The following is an 18,312-nucleotide window of genomic DNA, read 5'->3' on the forward strand; positions in this document are numbered from 1 at the left end:
CATTGAAAGGCCATCAACCGCATTCAGCGGTCTTGAGCATCCCGGGCATCGGCCTCGGCGTTGCGTTCATGAACCTTGCGCAACTGCTCGTCAGTCAACGGCAGCTTCTTGGCCGTATCGCGCAGCATCATCAAACCGCCGACGATCGAGCCAATGGCAACGATGAGTATCAGCCAGGCATACCAAGGCATTTTCCTTCTCCTGTTGCGAATGTAAGCGGCTTGCTCACCTGTTTTGAGCCAGGCGCCGCTTCGTTGGTTCAATGGTACGGCGCCTCACGCAGGCCCAGCACCCACCGGCCCACATCCTGGCCCACCGTCTGACCAATTCCTGGGCCAGCGGCCCCCCCAGCCTGCGTCACATCGTTTACAATGCGCGCCGTTTCCGACTTGCCAAGAGACCCTGCCATGCCTGCTTGCCAGACGCCCCTGATCGTCGCCCTGGACTTCCCTACCCGCGAAGCCGCCCTGAAGCTGGCTGACCAGCTGGACCCTGCGCTGTGCCGCGTCAAGGTGGGCAAGGAGCTGTTCACCAGCAGCGCGTCGGGCATTGTCGAAACCCTGTGTGACAAAGGCTTCGAAGTGTTCCTGGACCTGAAATTCCACGACATCCCCAACACCACGGCCATGGCCGTCAAGGCCGCTGCCGAGATGGGCGTATGGATGGTCAACGTGCATTGCTCCGGCGGCTTGCGCATGATGGCTGCTTGCCGTGAAGAACTGGCCAAGCGCAGCGGCCCGCAACCTCTGCTGATCGGCGTGACCGTGCTCACCAGCATGGAGCGCGAAGACCTGGCCGGTATCGGCCTGGATGTAGACCCGCAAGAACAGGTGCTGCGCCTGGCGGCGCTGGCCGAAAAGGCCGGTATGGACGGGCTGGTGTGCTCGGCGCTGGAGGCCCCGGCGCTCAAGGCCGCTCACCCTGGCCTGCAGCTCGTCACCCCCGGCATTCGCCCGGCAGGCAGCGCCCAGGATGACCAACGTCGCATCCTCACGCCGCGTCAGGCCCTGGACGCCGGCTCGGACTACCTGGTAATCGGCCGCCCCATCAGCCAGGCCGCCGACCCGGCCCAAGCGTTGGCAGCGGTAGTGGCCGAGATTCGCGGCTGAGCCTGAGCCGCACGCCTTTCAGGCACCGTCATCGGATCGGGACCTGAAAGGCGTGCGTCCAGTCAGTCATTACACCTTCAACACCAGCTTGCCGAAGTTCTGCCCGTTGAACAGTTTCAACAGGGTGTCTGGGAAGGTTTCCAGGCCGTCCACCACGTCTTCCTTGCTCTTGACCTGCCCATTGGCCAGCCAGCCGGCCATTTCCTTGGCCGCTTTGCCGTAGTCCTTGGCGTGGTCCATCACCACGAAGCCCTCCATGCGCGCACGGTTCACCAGCAGCGCCAGGTAGTTGGCCGGGCCTTTGACCGCTTCCTTGTTGTTGTACTGGCTGATCGCACCGCAGATCACGATGCGCGCCTTGAAGTTGATGCGCGTCAGCACCGCATCCAGAATCTCGCCCCCGACGTTGTCGAAGTACACGTCAACGCCTTTCGGGCATTCGCGCTTAAGGCCTGCCTGTACGTCCTCGGCCTTGTAGTCGATGACGCCGTCAAAGCCCAGTTCATCCTTGAGGTACTGGCATTTCTCGGCACCGCCCGCGATACCCACGACGCGGCAGCCCTTGATCTTGGCGATCTGCCCCGCAATGCTGCCCACCGCACCCGCGGCGCCGGAGATCACCACGGTGTCGCCGGCTTTAGGCTGGCCCACTTCCAGCAAGGCAAAGTACGCCGTCATGCCGGTCATGCCCAAGGCCGACAGGTAGCGGGGGAGGGGCGCAAGGCTCGGGTCGATTTTCTGCAGGTTCTGGGGCTCGCCGGTGAAGTAATCCTGCACGCCCAATGCGCCGTTCACATGGTCGCCAGGCTTGAAGTCCGGGTGGTTGGACGCAACCACTTCGCCCACGCCCAGGGCACGCATCACCTGCCCCAAGGCAACCGGCGGGATGTAGGACTTGCCCTCGTTCATCCAGCCGCGCATGGCCGGGTCCAGGGAAAGGTACAGGTTGCGCACCATCACTTGCCCTTCACCGGGTTGTTCGGCAGGCAGGGTCTCGAACGTGAAGTCTTCACGCGTTACCGCCCCGACCGGGCGTTTGACGAGCAGGAAGCGGCGATTGGTCTGGGTCATGACGGGTCCTTGAAGAATGGAATGTGCACAAGAGGATAAATCTACCTTGTTGATGAAAGCAGGTCCTCAACATCACTGACAAGCATGGTCCTATAAATGTCCATGTGATGATGCTGCGGCCTTACCAGCGGCTGGCTATGCTCGTGTGCCTCACAGGCCCTGACAGGAGCGCGGCATGAGCATGAGTTTTTCGGGCCAGGTAGCACTGGTCACCGGGGGCGGGGCGGGCATCGGCCGGGCAACGGCGCTGGCCTTTGCCGGCGAGGGCCTGAAGGTGGTGGTCGCCGACCTGGACGCCGTGGGCGGCGAGGAAACGGTCGGGCAGATTCGGGCCGCAGGTGGCGAGGCGTTGTTCATCGCCTGCGACGTGACCCGCGAAGACCAGGTCCGCCAGCTGCACGAGCACCTGGTCGCCGCCTATGGCCGGCTGGACTATGCCTTCAACAATGCGGGCATCGAGATCGAGCAGGGCAAGCTGGCCGACGGCAGCGAGGCGCAGTTCGACGCCATCATGGGCGTGAACGTCAAAGGTGTGTGGCTGTGCATGAAATACCAGCTGCCGCTACTGCTGGCCCAGGGCGGCGGCGCTATCGTCAATACCGCCTCGGTGGCGGGGTTGGGCGCAGCGCCGAAGATGAGCATCTACAGTGCGTCCAAGCATGCCGTGATCGGGCTGACCAAGTCTGCCGCCATCGAATATGCCCGCAAGGGCATCAGGGTCAATGCCGTGTGCCCGGCCGTGATCGATACGGACATGTTCCGCCGTGCCTATGAAGCCGACCCCCGCAAAGCCGAGTTCGCCGCCGCCATGCACCCGGTAGGGCGCATCGGCACCGTGGCCGAAATCGCCAGTGCGGTGTTGTACCTGTGCAGCGATGGTGCGGCGTTTACCACTGGGCATTGTCTGACGGTGGATGGAGGGGCCACGGCAATTTGAATCGGTGAGGTTGTGGTGGATGAAGCCCAAAGGCTGCCAGGGGTTGAGCGCTGGTCCTGAAGATGCATTATCACGCTGACATCCTGGGGCCGCTGCGCGCCCCATCGCGGCCGGTCCGGCGCCCCGGCAAGGCCGCTTGTGTCTTGATTAGAGATTAGAATCTGGAGTGAGAGCGGTGAATGGCAAGCTGAAGGCCGCAGGTGCCTTGAGCACGAGTGGGAGCACAAGCTGCCATTCACCGTTCCACTTTGGCGAGAGCCCGAACAGTTGGACGCGGCTCTGATCTCGAATCACAAGCGTGGGCCAAGCCAAAGTCCTCTCACAGTGTTGAGTTTAGGAGATTTAGGCGATGGTTTCCTACCTGGGTATCGATGTTTCTAGTCTTTCGCTTGATGCTGCGGTACGGCCTCAGGGCACCAGACTTCATGTAAGCAATGATCCGGCGGGATTCGAAGCGTTGCTCGATGGCCTTTGCGGTCTCAGCATAAAGCGTGTTCTGCTGGAGGCCACAGGTGGCTATGAGCGTAATATCCTGAGGTTCTTGCAGGACGCGGGCTACAAGGTCATACGCGTCAATCCCAGGCGAGCCCGAGCGTTCGCAGAATCCATCGGAGTCAAAGCCAAGACCGACGCCATCGATGCCGAAGTACTGGCCCACTACGCTGAGGTCATTCCAGACCAGCCCACCCTGCGGATCAGCCCGGAGCGTGCGCTGTTGCGAGAATTGCTGCAGCAACGTGATCGGCTGGTTCAGCAGCGTGATGACGACCGCAGGCGCCTGAAACAGGCGCAGTTCAGCGCGGTGTCCGACTTTCTGAAAGCCAACCTTCAGCACTTCAAGTCGCAGATCAAGCTGATTGAGCAAGCGATCAGCCAGCAAACGGAAGCCCTGAAAGATGAACGGGTTACTCAGCTGGTCCAGGTCAAAGGCATTGGGCTGGTAACGGCGGGCAAGCTGATAACACTTCTGCCAGAACTGGGGCGTGTAGAGTCCAAAGAAATAGCCTCGTTGGTCGGGGTGGCGCCTTTTAACCACGACAGCGGAAAATCCGTGGGCAAACGCTCTATCTCGGGCGGGCGGTTTGAGGCCAGGCGATCGTTGTATATGTCATGCCTTGTGGCGATAAAGTACAACCCAGCACTCAAGGCTCGTTATGAGGCGCTGCGCGGACGCGGAAAAGTTGCCAAGGTCGCCCTCGTAGCCTGTATGCGGGTATTGATCGTACGGCTCAATGCCATGCTAAGGACGGGCAAGCCTTGGCTTGATCTGGTCTTGCCACAGCCTATGCGGACCTAGAGCAGGAAGCCGACGTAACTCATACAGGAGCGGGCTTGCCCATCAATCCAATACCGCGCTGGATGGCACGGGCTTCGCCCGTGGCCGCGCGACAAGCGCGCCCCCTGGGGGGCGGGCTAGATTTTAAATAAATCGGGCAAGACAGTTGCTCCCACACGGGGCTCAGTAGCCTGTAGATTGCACTTTTGTGGGAGCGGTCTTTGTGCCGCGATGGGCTGCGCAGCGGCCCCAAGTTCTCCGCCCCGAGCCGCAAATCTTCATCCCTCGCGCACCCCCAGCGTGCCGCCACCATGTCCCTCCACCAACCACCGTCGTTGCCAGACAACATCCGGCCACCCATCCCTGCCTTTCATACGTAGGACGACTCCTACAAACCCATTACCGACATACTCATAGCTATTTGACACTATTCTGACGTCAGGCCCTTGTTCAGGGGTTGGCAACGTTGCCACCCTTGGCGTTCGGGATAACCTGACACCCACAAGGGGAATCGGCATGGGCGCGAGCAAGCACGGTGTGTTGGCCAACCTGGGCATGGCGCGCAAACTCGCGCTGGGCTTCACCCTGGTGTTGCTGCTGACCCTGGCGGTGGCTGCCATCGGTATCGGGGCGTTGCACAGTGTCGGGCAACGCTTTGACAGCCTGCGCGCGCTGGCACAATTCAATACCGACCTGTTGCGTCTGCGCCAGCACGAACAGGCATTTGCACTGCGCTCCGACATCAAGCAAGCCGAAGCCTTGCGCGCCGGCTTGCAAGGGTTGGTCGAGCGCGCTCGTGCACTGCCGGCCCTGGCCGCAGCCGAGCCCGAGCTGGCCGCCTATGGCCAGGCATTCGAAGCGTTCGTCGGCGCGGTGCAGGCCAAGGAACTGGCGCTCGATACCGCCAGCTGGTCGGTCTCAAGCGTTGCCAACAACCTCGACGTGCTGCAATCCGGCCTGGCTGATGACGGGGTGTATACCCTCAAGCAATCACAAGGCCAGCAGGGCGGTGAGTTCCTGGAGCAGGCCGCGCAAGTGGCCCAGGTCTCGCGGTTGATGCTCCAGGCCATGGATGAAGCCCGAGTGCGCCTTGAGAAAAGCCGCAAGGGCGAAGACGACGTCAGCCAGGCGCGCATCGCGCAAACGGTCGAGGCCGCCAGCCTTGTGGGCCAGTTACAAGCGGCTGTCACCGACAGTGGCTACCAGAGCGTACTCAACGAGGTGGCGGGGCACATTGGCAGCTTCTCCGAAAAACTCAACGAATACACCGACCAACTGGCCAGCGAACAAGGCCTCAAGGCGCAGTTGCAGGCTTCCGCCGAACACGTCACAAGTCGCGTCGATCAGGCCTACCTCACCGAAGAGCACGTGCTGCAAGGCGACTTGCAGCGCAACACGGTGGCCATCGCCATCGCCACCGCGCTGGCCTTGCTGGTGGGCGTGCTGGCCGCCTGGCTGATCACCCGCGCCGTGGTTGGCCCGCTCAAGCATGTGATTGCCCGTGCACAGCGCATTGCCGACGGCGAACTGGCATTCGAGCCTGTCGCCCCGCGCCGCGATGAAGTGGGGCAACTGATGCAGGCCATGCAGCAGATGGCCGCCGGCCTGTCAGGCATCGTCAGCGGTTTGCAGCAAGGCATCGAGCAGTTGGCCGGCAACGCCCAGGCGCTGTCGGCCGTGACCGAGCAGACCAACCGCGAAGTCGGCAGCCAGAAGGAAGAGACCGAACAAGTGGCCACGGCGATGCAACAGATGACGGCTACCGTGCACGATGTGGCGCGCAACGCCGAGGAAGCCGCGCAAGCGGCGCAGGCTGCGGACGAGAAGGTCGATTCGGGGCAGCATGTGGTGCGCCAGAGCATGCAGCGCATCGAGCAGTTGGCCGCCGCAGCCGAAACCGCCAGCGCGGGCATCGAGAGCCTCAGCTCTGAAATCCATACCATTGGCGATGTGCTCGAAGTCATCAAGAGCGTGGCCGAGCAAACCAACCTGCTGGCCCTCAACGCGGCCATCGAAGCGGCCCGGGCCGGCGAGCAGGGGCGCGGCTTTGCAGTGGTGGCCGACGAGGTGCGTGCACTGGCCAGGCGCACGCGCCAGTCCACCGAGCAGATCGAAACCCTTGTGGCCAGCCTGCGCGGCAATGCGCAGCAGTCCGTCGCGCAGATTCGCGGCAGCACGGAGCTGGTGCGCCTGGCCGTGGCCGATGCCCTGCACACCGAAAGCGCATTGGGCAGTATTGCCGCAGCGGTGTCGTTGATTCAGCAGATGAACCAGCAGATCGCCGCCGCCGCCGAACAGCAAAGCTCGGTCGCCGAAGAAATCAGCCGCAGCGTCACGCAAATTCGTGGCAGTGCCGACCAGGCTGCGTTGGCCATGCAGGACAGCGCCCGGTCCAGCGTCGAGCTGGCGCAGTTCGGCACCGACCTCAAGGGCATGGTGGGGCACTTCAGGCTGTGATGGCGCCGCCCTGGCAGGGCTCCGCCGGCGAGGAGCCTGCCATGGGCGGGTGTCTTACGCCTTGCGTGGGTTCAGGATCAGCAGGGCCAGTACACCGGCCACGATGCCCCAGAAGGCCGAACCGATGGAGAACAGCGTAAGCCCCGAGGCCGTGACCATGAAGGTGATGACGGCCGCTTCACGCTCGCGCGCTTCACTCATGGCTACCGTCAGGCCATTCATGATCGAGCCAAACAGGGCCAGTGCCGCGATCGACAGCACCAGTTCCTTGGGCAAGGCCGCGAACAGCGCTGCCAGGGTCGCTCCGAACACGCCGGCTACACCGTAGAACACGCCGCACCACACGGCCGCGGTGTAGCGCTTGCTCGGGTCTTCATGGGCATGCGGCCCGGTGCAGATGGCCGCGCTGATGGCTGCCAGGTTCACCCCGTGCGAGCCGAACGGGGCCAGCAGCAACGAAGCCAGGCCGGTGGTTGAAATCAACGCAGAGGCCGGCACCTGATAACCGTCTGCCCGCAGCACGGCAATGCCCGGCATGTTCTGCGAGGTCATTGCCACCACGAACAGCGGAATGCCGATGCTGATGGTGGCTGCCAGCGAAAAGTGCGGCGTGGTCCATACCGGCGTTGCCATTTCCAGGGCGAAGCCGCTGAAGTCCAGCAGCCCCAAGGCACCGGACAGGGCCGTGCCCACCAGTAGAGCGGCCAGTACGCAGTAGCGCGGGGACAGGCGCTTGACCAACAGGTAGCTGAAGAACATGCCCAGCACCAGCAAGGTGCGGTGCTGGGCGGCGACGAAGATTTCGCTGCCGATCTTGAACAGGATGCCTGCCAGCAGCGCCGATGCCAGCGAGGCAGGAATCCGCTTGACCAGGCGCTCGAAGCTGCCGGTCAGCCCACAGATCAGCACCAGCGCAGCACAGGTGATGTAGGCCCCGATCGCCTCCCCGTAGCTCACCCCGCCCAGGCTGGTGATCAGCAGCGCCGCGCCGGGCGTGGACCAGGCCACGGTCACGGGCGTGCGGTAGCGCAGGGACAGGCCGATGCTGCAGACCGCCATGCCGATCGAGAGCGCCCAGATCCACGATGATATCTGCGCGGTGGTCAGGCCAGCCGCTTGCCCGGCCTGAAACATCAGCACCAGCGAGGAGGTGTAGCCGGTGAGCATGGCGATGAAGCCTGCGACCACCGCCGAGGGCGAGGTATCTGCCAGGGGGCGAAGGCGAGCGGAAGTGGCATCGGTCATGAAAAATCCTTGTATGGGTGTACGCCGTGGTTTTCAGACTAACGCCAGGCGAGGTGACAGCAGCGATACAGCGATCATTGCTTTTAACCGTACAGTCGTTAACTATCAGGCGCTCTGGTATGACGGCATTGCAGGGGTAGGGGTGATGTACAAGGTTTACGGCGATTATCAATCGGGTAACTGCTACAAGGTCAAGTTGATGCTCAGCCTGTTGGGGCGGCCCTACGAGTGGCACGCCGTGGACATTCTCAAGGGCGAGACCGAGACGCCCGAGTTCCTGGCCATGAACCCCAACGGCAAGGTGCCGGTGTTGCAACTTGAGGACGGTAGTTACCTGTGGGAATCCAATGCCATCCTCAACTACCTGGCCGACGGCAGCGAGTTCCTGCCCGCCGAGCCGCGCCTGCGCACCCAGGTCTTGCAGTGGCAGTTCTTCGAGCAATACAGCCATGAGCCGTATATCGCCGTGGCCCGCTTCATCCAGTTCTACCTGGGGCTGCCGGATGATCGCGTGGAGGAGTACCGCAAGTTGCACAAGGGCGGGTACAAGGCGCTGCGTGTGATGGAGCGGCAGTTGCAGGTCACGCCGTACCTGGTGGGTGACCAGTATTCCATCGCCGATGTGGCGTTGTATGCCTACACCCATGTGGCACAGCAAGGCGGTTTCGACCTGGCGGACTACCCGGCCGTGCGTGCCTGGCTGGAGAGGGTGAGCAGCCATCCGCGGCATGTGCCGATGGTGGGCTGATTCACGAGCAACATGTAGGAGCGACCTCGCTCGCTGGCGGGTGCCAAGGCTGCACCCGCCACCGCTGAATCAACCCTTGCCAAACCGCTCATCCAGGTAAGCAATGATGGTCTTGGACTCATACATCCAGGTCACCTTGCCCGCTTCCTCGATGCGCAGGCAGGGCACCTTTATCCGGCCACCGCCTTGTTCCAAGGCCTGGCGGTGCACAGGGTCGTTCTTGGCATCGCGCAACGCCACCGGCACGTTCAGGCGGTGCAAGGTGCGGCGGGTCTTGACGCAGAACGGGCAGGCATGGAACTGGTAGAGCGCCAGGCCCTTGGCCGCCTCGTCCACGCGGGCCTGGGCCGCCGGGTCGCGCTTGCGCTTGGCCGGGCGGCTGGCCCAGTCGCCGAATACGATAAGCTGGCCGAGGCCAACCCGCAGGGCTTTGACGATCATGTACAAACTCCTGAAATGAAAAAGGCCGACCGGCAGGGGTCGGCCTGGGTGACGCAGCCGGTTACTTGATCAGGCTGAGGAACTCGCTGCGGGTGGCCGCGTTGGCGCGGAACTCACCCAGCATCACCGACGTGATCATGCTCGAATTCTGCTTCTCCACACCGCGCATCATCATGCACATGTGCTTGGCCTCGATGACCACGGCAACGCCGGCGGCACCGGTCACCTGCTGCACGGCATCGGCGATCTGGCGGCTGAGGTTTTCCTGAATCTGCAGGCGGCGGGCGTACATGTCGACGATACGCGCCACTTTCGACAGGCCCAGCACCTTGCCCTTGGGCAAGTAGGCCACGTGGGCCTTGCCGATGAAGGGCAACATGTGGTGCTCGCACATCGAATACAGCTCGATGTCCCGGACCAGCACCATTTCGCTGTTGTCGGAACTGAACAACGCGTTGTTGGTCACTTCTTCCAGTGTTTGCTCATAACCGCGGCAAAGATACTTCATCGCCTTTGCAGCCCGCTTGGGCGTGTCGAGCAGGCCCTCACGGGAGACGTCCTCGCCAATCTGGCTGAGGATCTCGGTGTAGTTCTGTTCCAGGGACATGGATCTACCTGTGGGAAAAATCGCAAAAACGAAGGTTACGGCGGCAAGGGCGGCGCTGCAAGCGCGGCGTTACTCGTCGCGGCCTTCGAGCATGGTTCGTTTGAGCATCACATAGACCGCGCCGGTGCCACCGTGGCGGGCACTGCAGGAGGCAAAGCCGAGCACTTGCGGGTGCTGGCGCAGCCAGGTGTTGACGTGGCTCTTGATCATGGGGCGCTTGCCGTCCAGGCGTGCCGCCTTGCCGTGGGTGACCCGCACGCAGCGTACTTCAAGGCGCGTCGCCTCGGCGATGAAATCCCAAAGCGTCTCGCGCGCCTTTTCCACGGTCATGCCGTGTAGGTCCAGGCTGCCTTCGAACGGTATCTGCCCAAGCTTGAGCTTGCGCAGCTGGGTTTCCTGAACACCGTCACGGCGCCACATCAGTTCGTCTTCGGCGCCCACGTCGATGACGAACTGGTCGGACATGCCATCGATGACCAATGCCTTGTCGCTGGACACGGTCGCCGACTGGCGCAGGCCGGCCAGTTTCTGGCGATCGGCCTTGGGCTTGCCGACCTCGGCACGGTCGTGCGTGATCGGCTTGACGCCGCGCACTTCGGCCTTGAACAGGGAAAAATCGTCGTCTTGCATGATGCCTCCGCGTGGGCGGCATAGTTTACGCGAGTGCGCGGCGGTGTGCAGCCATGGTGGTCGGGCGGGGAAGGGGGACGGTGGGCTACTAAGGGGGACGGTGAGCTAATATAGGAGCGGCCTAGTGCCGCGATGGGACGCGCAGCGGCCCCGGCGATCTAGGCGGCCAAGCTGAAATCCTGGGGCCGCTGCGCGCCCCATCGCGGCACTAGGCCGCTCCTACAGGGGGGCTGCGGTTGCAGGAACCTCACTCATGCTTCTTCATCAAGTGGGGCGACATGTTCAGCTCCCGAGCACGGCGCATGCGAATGCGGCTCAGGCGCCAGAAGCGTACGCCAAGCCACAGCATCAGCAGCCCCACCACCGTCAAGGTGGCGGCAAGCGGCTTGTTGGCGTTGAGTTCGGCCAGGGCAGGGTAGTTGCCCAGCAGCCCGGCCACGCCGGCCATGGCCAGTAACACACCGAGGGTGGCCAGCAGCGCGGCAAGCGCAGCACCCAGGCGTGCGCCCCAGCTGCGCGGTTGGCGCGGGCGCAGGCGCTTGGCGTCGATACTGCCTTTAAGCTTCATCCTGCTCTCCTGTAGGGGTCTGGGCCCTTGGACCCACAAACACACCTCGGGTTCCTGCCTGCCGCCACCCTCCTGATCGGATCAGATCAGGCTGGACGTCGGCGCCACGCAGGCGAAGTTGTCGGCCATCACGGCCATTTCACATCGGTGGATCTGCGCCGCTGGAATCACCTCATTGTTGAAAGCCAGGTCGCGAGTGGCCGACGCGTCTTCCACCAGGGTGCACCGGTAACCATAGTCCTTGGCACGGCGCACGGTGGTGCTGACGCTGGAGTGGCTCATGAAGCCGCAGACGATCAGGTCGAGATGGCCGAGTGCTTGCAACGTCTCGTGCAGCTTGGTGTTCTTGAAGGCATTGGGCATGCGTTTTTCGATCACGGTCTCGCCTTCCAGCGGTTCGAGCCCCGGAATGAACTGACCTGCAGGGCCCTGGGGGTCGAAGCGCCCGCCAACGGTGCCCAGATGGCGAACATGGATGATCGGACGGCCGCCCTTGCGCGCGGCGTCGAGCAACCTGGCGATGTTGGCCACGGCCTCATCCATGCCCGACAGCGCCAGGGGCCCGGTCAGGTACTCCTTCTGCGCATCAATGATGATCAGGCTGGCTTGGCTCAGCTTGGCCGGCGGGTAATCGCGGCCAGTGAGGCGGAACATCGTGGTTGGAACGGACATCAAGGGCTCCTTGGTATAGGGCTTTTGTACGCCTATTCTCCCCTGCCTTGGCGACAATGGGAATGGTTGACAACGCAAGCGGCGTGGTTGCTGGCCTGTGGCTACCGTACAGGCGATTGCAGGGAACAAATCCAGGGCCTGGGCTGTTAGACTTTCGGCCAGTCTGAATTAGGAGTTTCCCGTGATCACATCCCGTCTGCGCACGCTGCGCGACTACATCCGTTGGGCGGTCAGCCGCTTCCATGAGCACGACCTGTTCTTCGGCCACGGTGCCGACAACGCCTGGGATGAAGCCCGGTTGCTGGTGCTGGGGGCAGTCCACCTGCCGTGGGAGGTGGCCGACAGCTACCTGGACTGCATGCTCGAGGATGCCGAGCGTGTACAGCTGCAGCACCTGCTCAAGCGCCGCATCGAAGAACGGGTGCCCACCGCCTACCTGTTGGGCGAGGCCTGGTTCTGTGGCATGTCGTTCATCGTCGACGAGCGTGTGCTGGTGCCGCGCTCACCCATTGGCGAGCTGCTGGAAAAGCGTGTTGAGCCGTGGCTGGGCGCTGAGCCAGCCCGCATTCTGGACCTGTGCACCGGCTCCGGCTGCATCGGGATCGTCGCCGCCGACGTCTTCCCGCAGGCCGAGGTGGTGCTGGCCGACCTGTCGTTCGAAGCGCTCGAAGTGGCCAACCAGAACATCGAGCGCCATGGCCTCGATGGCCGGGTGTACACCGTCCAGGGCGATGGTTTCGAGGGGTTGCCGGGCCAGCGCTTCGACCTCATCCTGTCCAACCCGCCCTACGTGGACGCCGAAGACTTCGGCGACATGCCGGCCGAGTACCACCACGAACCGGAGCTGGGCCTGGCCTGCGGTGCCGATGGTCTGGACCTGGTACGGCGCATGCTGGCCGAAGCGGCCGATCACCTGACCGAAAAGGGCTTGCTGATCGTGGAGGTGGGCAACAGCCAGGTTCATGTCGAGGCGCTGTACCCGGAAGTCGACTTCGCCTGGCTCGAATTCGAGCGCGGCGGGCATGGGGTATTCATGCTCACCGCCGAGCAGTGCCGTCAGCATCAGGCGTTGTTCAAAGGCCGCGTCTGAGGCCGAGTGGGGGGCACGGGTGCCAGGCGCCCGTTCCGCCCAAGCCGTCTTCACACCACCTGAGGCTCGCACAACGCCGGCCCCAGGCTTTCAACGCGTGGCGATCCAGATCAGCAGCCCGGCCTGAAACAGTGCAAAGGCCACCAGGCAGGTGATGGTGAACCGCAAGCCGCTGTCTTCGCGCTGGTACTTGGCCACACGCTCGTCGCGCTCGCGCAAGCGGGCTTCGCCTTCCTGCAACTGCTGGTCTGCCTGCTGCAGCAACTGCGCTGCATCCAGAAGGCCCAGGCGCTGCACGCGCTCGCTGTTCCAGCCTACCTCCAACTGGTCTACCCGGGTCTCGGCCGTTCGGCCCTTGAGCACCTGCCCGTCTTCGTAGTGCACCTCAAGGCCTGCCCCACGCAGGCACTGGTCCCGGCGCAGGCGCGAGTCCTCCTCCAGCGCATCCTTGCTCGGCAGCGCAAAAGCCTCTACTCGGTAATTCGGCCATTTGCGCTGCAGCCACTGGGCAGCCTGGGCCAGCACAAAGCGGCCTAGGCCGCGATTGACCGGCTCCAGTTGCAGCCCATGTTCATCCCCCAGGTACACGCGCTTCGTCTGGTGATCTACGCGTATGTCCACCTGGTTATGGCCCTTGTGCACCTTCTGGCCGGGCAACCCAATCTGCATGCGCAGCAGGCTGTGGGCCGGGTCGTGGCGCTCGGCATAGCCGAACTGCACGAAACGCAGGGGGCGGGCGCCGGTTGCGCGGTCGCCAGGCAGAGGCGCCAGGCGCAGCAACTGGTGATGTTCGACGGCCAGGTCCGCCCAGGGCAGGGCGGGGGTGTGTTGGGGCTCTTCAGCCGGCTCTGTGGCAGCAGGTGGTGTGGTCATCAGGGCATGTCCTTGGCTATGCACGCTGTATCGGCCGCCTGCGCGCAGACCTGAGCCCGTCGATCAGGCCGGTGGCAACTGGCGAATGAACGCGACGATCTGCTCGCCCAGCTCCCGTGCCAGCGGCAACTGGGGGTTCTGGTAACTCTCGCGCTGTTCGCTCATGTCCTTGGGGCTGATGCGCAGCATATGGTTCATGCCCTCGATCAGCACCAGGTGGGCATCGGGTTTGGCGTCCTTGAGCTTCTGCGCATCCGCCACGTCCACCTGCACGTCGTTGCGCCCCTGCACGATCAGCGCCGGCATGGACAGCCGCGCAAACGCGGCTGCCGGGTCCTGCCGGAACAAGGTGATCAGGTAGGGCTGCACGCTGGGGCGAAACACCTGGCGCAGTGGTGCGGGCACGTCCAGGCTGGTCTGGCCAGCTTCCAGGCGGTCGAGCAGGGCGCTGCCACGGGCCAGCTGCGCAGGCGGCAGGCGCTCGGCCAGCTGCTCACGCACCACCTCGGCCATGGGCCTGCCGCTGCCGGCCAGGCTGATCACTGCGCTGGCCCCGGCCTGCTCGGCGGCCAGGCTGGCGATCAGCGCACCTTCGCTGTGGCCGATCAGGATCAAGGGGCCGAAGCGGGGGTCGGCCTTGAGCTTGTGGCCCCAAGCCACCACATCGGCAACGTAGCGTTCCACGCTCAGGTCGCGCTCATCGGGCGTGGCCGGTTGGCTGGCGGCCACGCCGCGCTTGTCGTAGCGCACGCTGGCGATGTTTGCATTGGCCAGCAGCAGGGCCAGGCGCTTCAGGTTGTCCACGCGCCCGCCGGCCGGGTTGTTGCCGTCGCGGTCGGTGGGCCCGGAGCCTGCGATGATCAGCACCACCGGCGGCGGCGTGTCCTGCTGGGGTAACAGCAGGCTGCCGTGCAGTACCCCCTGACCGGTGTCCAGGTCGATGGGGCGGTGCAGGACGGTGGGGGTGGCGGCATGGCAAAGGCTGGTCAACAGCAGGCAAAACAGGGCAATGAAACGCGGCATCGTGCGCAACTACACAGGGGGAGATAGCACTTTGACCCACAATGGCCAATGAAGGTTCTAGGGCCAGGTCCAAGGCCCTGCATCGCCCGTAACGATGCGCTTGCCAACCAGCCCGCACAGGCAGGCAATCCATCTGTATACTGCCGCTTTCGTTCACTTCAGGCAGATCTCGCGGAGCGTCCATGTCCGGCAATACCTACGGCAAGCTGTTCACTGTCACCACCGCTGGCGAAAGCCATGGCCCGGCGTTGGTCGCCATTGTCGATGGGTGCCCGCCAGGCCTTGAGATCTCTCTCGCCGACCTGCAGCGTGACCTAGACCGGCGCAAGCCCGGCACCAGCCGCCATACCACCCAGCGCCAGGAGCCCGATGAGGTGGAAATCCTCTCAGGCGTGTTCGAAGGGCGCACGACCGGTTGCTCCATTGGCCTGCTGATCCGCAACACCGACCAGAAGTCCAAGGACTATTCGGCCATCAAGGACCTGTTCCGCCCGGCCCATGCCGACTACACCTACCACCACAAATACGGCACCCGCGACTACCGTGGCGGCGGGCGTAGTTCGGCCCGCGAAACGGCCATGCGCGTGGCTGCCGGCGCCATCGCCAAGAAGTACCTGGCCACCCAGGGCATCACCGTGCGTGGCTACATGAGCCAGCTGGGCCCGATCGAAATCCCTTTCAAGACCTGGGACTCGGTGGAGCAGAACGCTTTCTTCAGCCCCGACCCGAGCAAGGTGCCGGAGCTTGAGGCGTACATGGACCAGCTGCGCCGCGATCAGGATTCGGTAGGCGCCAAGATCACCGTGGTGGCCGAGGGCGTGATGCCGGGCCTGGGCGAGCCGATTTTCGATCGCCTGGACGCCGAGGTGGCCCACGCGTTGATGAGCATCAATGCTGTGAAGGGTGTGGAAATCGGCACAGGCTTTGCCAGCGTCGCGCAGCGCGGCACCGAACACCGCGACGAGATGACCCCGCAGGGTTTTCTCAGCAACAACGCGGGCGGCATCCTGGGTGGTATCTCCTCGGGCCAGCCGATCGTTGCCCACTTGGCACTCAAGCCCACCTCCAGCATCACCGTGCCGGGCCGCTCGGTGGACGTCGACGGCAACCCTGTGGACGTGATCACCAAAGGCCGGCATGACCCCTGTGTAGGCATTCGCGCCACCCCGATCGCCGAGGCGATGATGGCCATCGCGCTGATGGATCACCTGTTGCGCCACCGTGCCCAGAACGCCGAGGTAAAGGTGAGCACGCCGGTACTGGGCCAGCTCTGACCCACCTGGGCCTGTTTTCTCGCGGCGGTGACTCAAGCGGCTGAGTCACCGCCGGCAGGCCCTGCTTTCCAAGGCAACCCCATGCAGCCAATACCCTACTGGCGATTGTCCAGTTTCTACCTCTTCTATTTCGCCTTGCTGGGGTCCACGGCGCCGTTCCTGGCGCTGTACTTCGACCACCTGGGCTTTTCGCCCGCGCGGATCGGCGAACTGGTGGCCATTCCCATGCTGATGCGCTGCATAGCGCCCAACCTGTGGGGCTGGCTAGGGGACCGGACCGGCCAGCGCCTGCTGATCGTGCGGCTTGGGGCGCTGTGCACGCTGGCAACGTTCAGCCTGATCTTCTTCGGCAAGAGCTACGCCTGGCTGGCGATGGTCATGGCCTTGCATGCGTTCTTCTGGCACGCGGTGCTGCCGCAGTTCGAGGTCATTACGCTGGCGCACCTGCACGGCCAGACGTCGCGCTACAGCCAGGTAAGGCTGTGGGGGTCGATCGGGTTCATCCTCACCGTGGTGGGGCTTGGGCGCCTGTTCGAGTGGCTGAGCCTGGACATCTACCCTGTGGCCCTGGTTCTGATCATGGCGGGTATCGTGGCCGCCAGCCTCTGGGTACCCAATGCCCAGCCCGTCGAGCACGGTGAGCGGCAGGCGGCCGGCGGTTTCCTCATGCAGCTGCGTGCGCCTGGGGTCCTGGCGTTCTATGCCTGTGTGGCACTCATGCAACTGAGCCATGGGCCGTACTACACCTTCCTTACGCTGCACTTGGAGCACCTGGGTTACAGCCGAACGGCCATTGGCCTGCTGTGGGCGCTCGGGGTGGTGGCGGAGGTGGTGATGTTCATGCTCATGAGCCGGCTGTTCGCGCGGTTCAGCGTGCGCCGGGTGCTGCTAGCAAGCTTCGTACTGGCCGCGGTGCGCTGGCTGTTGCTGGGTAACCTGGCGGCGGAGCCCAGCGTACTGGTGGGCGCGCAGGTGCTGCATGCGGCCACCTTCGGCTGCTTTCACGCCGCCAGCATCGCCTTCGTACAGGCCAGTTTCGGCGCCAGGCAGCAGGGGCAGGGCCAGGCCCTGTATGCCGCGCTGTCGGGTACCGGCGGCGCCCTGGGCGCGTTGTACGCCGGCTACAGCTGGAACATGCTGGGCCCTGGGCTCACCTTTGGTATGGCCAGCGCCGCAGCACTGGCAGCAGCCGTTATCATGGCCTTTTATTCGCAACCGAACAGGACCTTACGATGAGCATCCTCTGCGTATTCGATCCCTCCACCCCGCAGTTGCCCAACAAGGTGCTGACCCACGCCGAAGACATCACGGCCGCGCTCGCCGAGCATGGGGTGACGCTGACCCAGGCTGAGCACGGGCTGCGGGTGCGTCCGGGCAGTTTGCACGATGAGATGATGGAAGCTTGCCAAGCCCATCTGGATCACCTGATGACTACGCACGCCTGCCGGGCCTATGCGGTGATCAACCGTGACGGCATCGAGGCGCAAGGCCCTGATCTGCGCGATGAGCATGTGCTCGAGACCAACGAAGTGATCGCTGTGGTGAGCGGACGCGTGCAGGTCGGCTTGCGCCTGAGCGCTGGGGTGTATTCGGTGATGTGTGAGAAGGGCGACCAGTTGCGCGTGCCTGCGGGAACGCGGCGCTGGCTTGAGCTGGGTGAGGCGCCGTTTTGCCTGGCGTTCAGGCTATTTGCAGCGCAAACGGGGAGTCAGCCGATCTTCACCGGCGATGCGAGCGCGCGAGCGTTTTTGGGGATAGACGAGCTGTAGCCTTGCGCCCAAGACATGTGATGCCCGGGTAGGAGCGGCCTTGTGCCGCGATGGGTCGCGTAGCGGCGCCGGCGGTATTAGCTTTTACGCCGAAATCTTGGGGCCGCAGTGCGGCCCATCGCGGCACGAGGCCGCTCCTACCTGGAATGGTCGCTTTCGGGCAGTGAAAGAATCAGCGATACGTCGGCAACGCAAAACGCTGTTGGCTCTGCAGCATCGAGATCACCGGCAGCTCGCTGGCTTGCTCGGCCAGGTCACGGCGGATGGCGCTGATGGCCCAGGACAATTGCTCGGCGCTGTGCAGTTGGGTGTAGGTCAGTACACGGCGGGTAACCTTGCCGTCGGCCGCACGCAGAGTCAGCAAGATGCCGCCGTCAGGACGTGGTTGAGTCGCTACTTGGTAAGCAGGGAACACCGAGACGAATTTTTCCTGGATAAGGTTCATGACTACTCCTGACAAGGTGTGTGGCAATCGATGTCTATGTAGATTGCAGCGACCGTGCCAGAAACGGCGTGTAGGAA

20 protein-coding genes are annotated in these 18,312 nt (G+C 63.7%); 9 read left to right on the top strand and 11 right to left on the bottom strand.

Annotated elements, in window-relative coordinates:
• Nucleotides 1–23: 23 nt before the first annotated feature.
• The gene (locus MOP87_RS05390; RefSeq protein WP_023535343.1) at nucleotides 24–191 is read right to left on the bottom strand and encodes a DUF2897 family protein; all 168 of its coding nucleotides are present in this window, start codon (nucleotides 189–191) and stop codon (nucleotides 24–26) included.
• A 216-nt stretch (nucleotides 192–407) separates the two neighbouring features.
• Here MOP87_RS05390 and pyrF point away from each other — a divergent pair, with 216 nt between their 5' ends.
• A complete protein-coding gene (gene pyrF / locus MOP87_RS05395; protein ID WP_027914290.1) occupies nucleotides 408–1,109 on the top strand; it encodes an orotidine-5'-phosphate decarboxylase in 702 nt (233 codons plus the stop codon).
• A gap of 69 nt (nucleotides 1,110–1,178) precedes the next feature.
• Here the strand turns inward: pyrF and MOP87_RS05400 are convergent, their stop codons facing one another.
• The gene (locus tag MOP87_RS05400) at nucleotides 1,179–2,180 is read right to left on the bottom strand and encodes an NADP-dependent oxidoreductase (protein ID WP_110606695.1); all 1,002 of its coding nucleotides are present in this window, start codon (nucleotides 2,178–2,180) and stop codon (nucleotides 1,179–1,181) included.
• Between the two features lie 175 nt (nucleotides 2,181–2,355).
• On the opposite strand from MOP87_RS05400, the gene MOP87_RS05405 reads away from it, so the two are divergent.
• From MOP87_RS05405 to MOP87_RS05415, 3 genes are all read left to right on the top strand, one after another.
• Nucleotides 2,356–3,117: an SDR family oxidoreductase gene (locus tag MOP87_RS05405; RefSeq protein ID WP_027914292.1), complete on the top strand. Its 762-nt coding sequence runs from the start codon at nucleotides 2,356–2,358 to the stop codon at nucleotides 3,115–3,117.
• A 349-nt stretch (nucleotides 3,118–3,466) separates the two neighbouring features.
• Nucleotides 3,467–4,414 (top strand): IS110 family transposase, encoded by a 948-nt coding sequence (locus MOP87_RS05410; RefSeq protein ID WP_059183221.1) that lies wholly within the window; start codon nucleotides 3,467–3,469, stop codon nucleotides 4,412–4,414.
• A gap of 495 nt (nucleotides 4,415–4,909) precedes the next feature.
• Nucleotides 4,910–6,850: a methyl-accepting chemotaxis protein gene (locus MOP87_RS05415; RefSeq protein WP_242810210.1), complete on the top strand. Its 1,941-nt coding sequence runs from the start codon at nucleotides 4,910–4,912 to the stop codon at nucleotides 6,848–6,850.
• A 54-nt stretch (nucleotides 6,851–6,904) separates the two neighbouring features.
• Here the strand turns inward: MOP87_RS05415 and MOP87_RS05420 are convergent, their stop codons facing one another.
• On the bottom strand, nucleotides 6,905–8,095 hold the full coding sequence (locus MOP87_RS05420; protein WP_027914294.1) for a benzoate/H(+) symporter BenE family transporter: 1,191 nt from the start codon (nucleotides 8,093–8,095) through the stop codon (nucleotides 6,905–6,907).
• A gap of 145 nt (nucleotides 8,096–8,240) precedes the next feature.
• Here MOP87_RS05420 and MOP87_RS05425 point away from each other — a divergent pair, with 145 nt between their 5' ends.
• Nucleotides 8,241–8,843: a glutathione S-transferase family protein gene (locus tag MOP87_RS05425; protein ID WP_028687830.1), complete on the top strand. Its 603-nt coding sequence runs from the start codon at nucleotides 8,241–8,243 to the stop codon at nucleotides 8,841–8,843.
• A 69-nt stretch (nucleotides 8,844–8,912) separates the two neighbouring features.
• Here MOP87_RS05425 and MOP87_RS05430 read toward each other — a convergent pair whose 3' ends face one another.
• The 5 genes from MOP87_RS05430 to MOP87_RS05450 all read right to left on the bottom strand — a co-directional run bounded on the left by MOP87_RS05430 (nucleotide 8,913) and on the right by MOP87_RS05450 (nucleotide 11,761).
• On the bottom strand, nucleotides 8,913–9,284 hold the full coding sequence (locus MOP87_RS05430; RefSeq protein WP_140174576.1) for a glutaredoxin: 372 nt from the start codon (nucleotides 9,282–9,284) through the stop codon (nucleotides 8,913–8,915).
• A 61-nt stretch (nucleotides 9,285–9,345) separates the two neighbouring features.
• Complete coding sequence (folE, locus tag MOP87_RS05435) at nucleotides 9,346–9,891, bottom strand: GTP cyclohydrolase I FolE (protein WP_023535356.1); 546 nt, start codon at nucleotides 9,889–9,891, stop codon at nucleotides 9,346–9,348.
• A gap of 69 nt (nucleotides 9,892–9,960) precedes the next feature.
• Nucleotides 9,961–10,521: a Smr/MutS family protein gene (locus tag MOP87_RS05440; RefSeq protein ID WP_023535332.1), complete on the bottom strand. Its 561-nt coding sequence runs from the start codon at nucleotides 10,519–10,521 to the stop codon at nucleotides 9,961–9,963.
• Nucleotides 10,522–10,768: 247 nt separating this feature from the next.
• Nucleotides 10,769–11,089: a hypothetical protein gene (locus MOP87_RS05445; RefSeq protein ID WP_027914296.1), complete on the bottom strand. Its 321-nt coding sequence runs from the start codon at nucleotides 11,087–11,089 to the stop codon at nucleotides 10,769–10,771.
• Between the two features lie 81 nt (nucleotides 11,090–11,170).
• Complete coding sequence (locus MOP87_RS05450) at nucleotides 11,171–11,761, bottom strand: cysteine hydrolase family protein (RefSeq protein ID WP_028687832.1); 591 nt, start codon at nucleotides 11,759–11,761, stop codon at nucleotides 11,171–11,173.
• A gap of 181 nt (nucleotides 11,762–11,942) precedes the next feature.
• Here MOP87_RS05450 and prmB point away from each other — a divergent pair, with 181 nt between their 5' ends.
• Entirely contained in the window at nucleotides 11,943–12,851 is a 909-nt protein-coding gene (gene prmB / locus MOP87_RS05455) for a 50S ribosomal protein L3 N(5)-glutamine methyltransferase (RefSeq protein WP_027914298.1), read from the top strand.
• A gap of 90 nt (nucleotides 12,852–12,941) precedes the next feature.
• Here prmB and MOP87_RS05460 read toward each other — a convergent pair whose 3' ends face one another.
• Nucleotides 12,942–13,724, bottom strand: coding sequence for a hypothetical protein (locus MOP87_RS05460; protein WP_242810211.1), 783 nt, complete (start codon nucleotides 13,722–13,724; stop codon nucleotides 12,942–12,944).
• A 63-nt stretch (nucleotides 13,725–13,787) separates the two neighbouring features.
• Nucleotides 13,788–14,747, bottom strand: a complete 960-nt coding sequence (locus MOP87_RS05465) for an alpha/beta fold hydrolase (RefSeq protein ID WP_027914300.1) — start codon at nucleotides 14,745–14,747, stop codon at nucleotides 13,788–13,790.
• A 182-nt stretch (nucleotides 14,748–14,929) separates the two neighbouring features.
• On the opposite strand from MOP87_RS05465, the gene aroC reads away from it, so the two are divergent.
• From aroC to MOP87_RS05480, 3 genes are all read left to right on the top strand, one after another.
• Nucleotides 14,930–16,021, top strand: a complete 1,092-nt coding sequence (aroC, locus tag MOP87_RS05470; RefSeq protein WP_242810212.1) for a chorismate synthase — start codon at nucleotides 14,930–14,932, stop codon at nucleotides 16,019–16,021.
• Nucleotides 16,022–16,102: 81 nt separating this feature from the next.
• On the top strand, nucleotides 16,103–17,257 hold the full coding sequence (locus tag MOP87_RS05475; protein ID WP_242810213.1) for an MFS transporter: 1,155 nt from the start codon (nucleotides 16,103–16,105) through the stop codon (nucleotides 17,255–17,257).
• Nucleotides 17,254–17,790, top strand: a complete 537-nt coding sequence (locus MOP87_RS05480; RefSeq protein WP_242810214.1) for an oxidase — start codon at nucleotides 17,254–17,256, stop codon at nucleotides 17,788–17,790. The genes MOP87_RS05475 and MOP87_RS05480 overlap by 4 nt, the downstream gene beginning before the upstream one ends.
• A gap of 172 nt (nucleotides 17,791–17,962) precedes the next feature.
• Here MOP87_RS05480 and MOP87_RS05485 read toward each other — a convergent pair whose 3' ends face one another.
• Nucleotides 17,963–18,235 (bottom strand): DUF3509 domain-containing protein, encoded by a 273-nt coding sequence (locus tag MOP87_RS05485; protein WP_023535336.1) that lies wholly within the window; start codon nucleotides 18,233–18,235, stop codon nucleotides 17,963–17,965.
• Nucleotides 18,236–18,312: the final 77 nt, after the last annotated feature.

It is taken from the genome of Pseudomonas sp. I3-I5, from assembly GCF_022699445.1.
GTDB lineage: Bacteria > Pseudomonadota > Gammaproteobacteria > Pseudomonadales > Pseudomonadaceae > Aquipseudomonas > Aquipseudomonas fulva.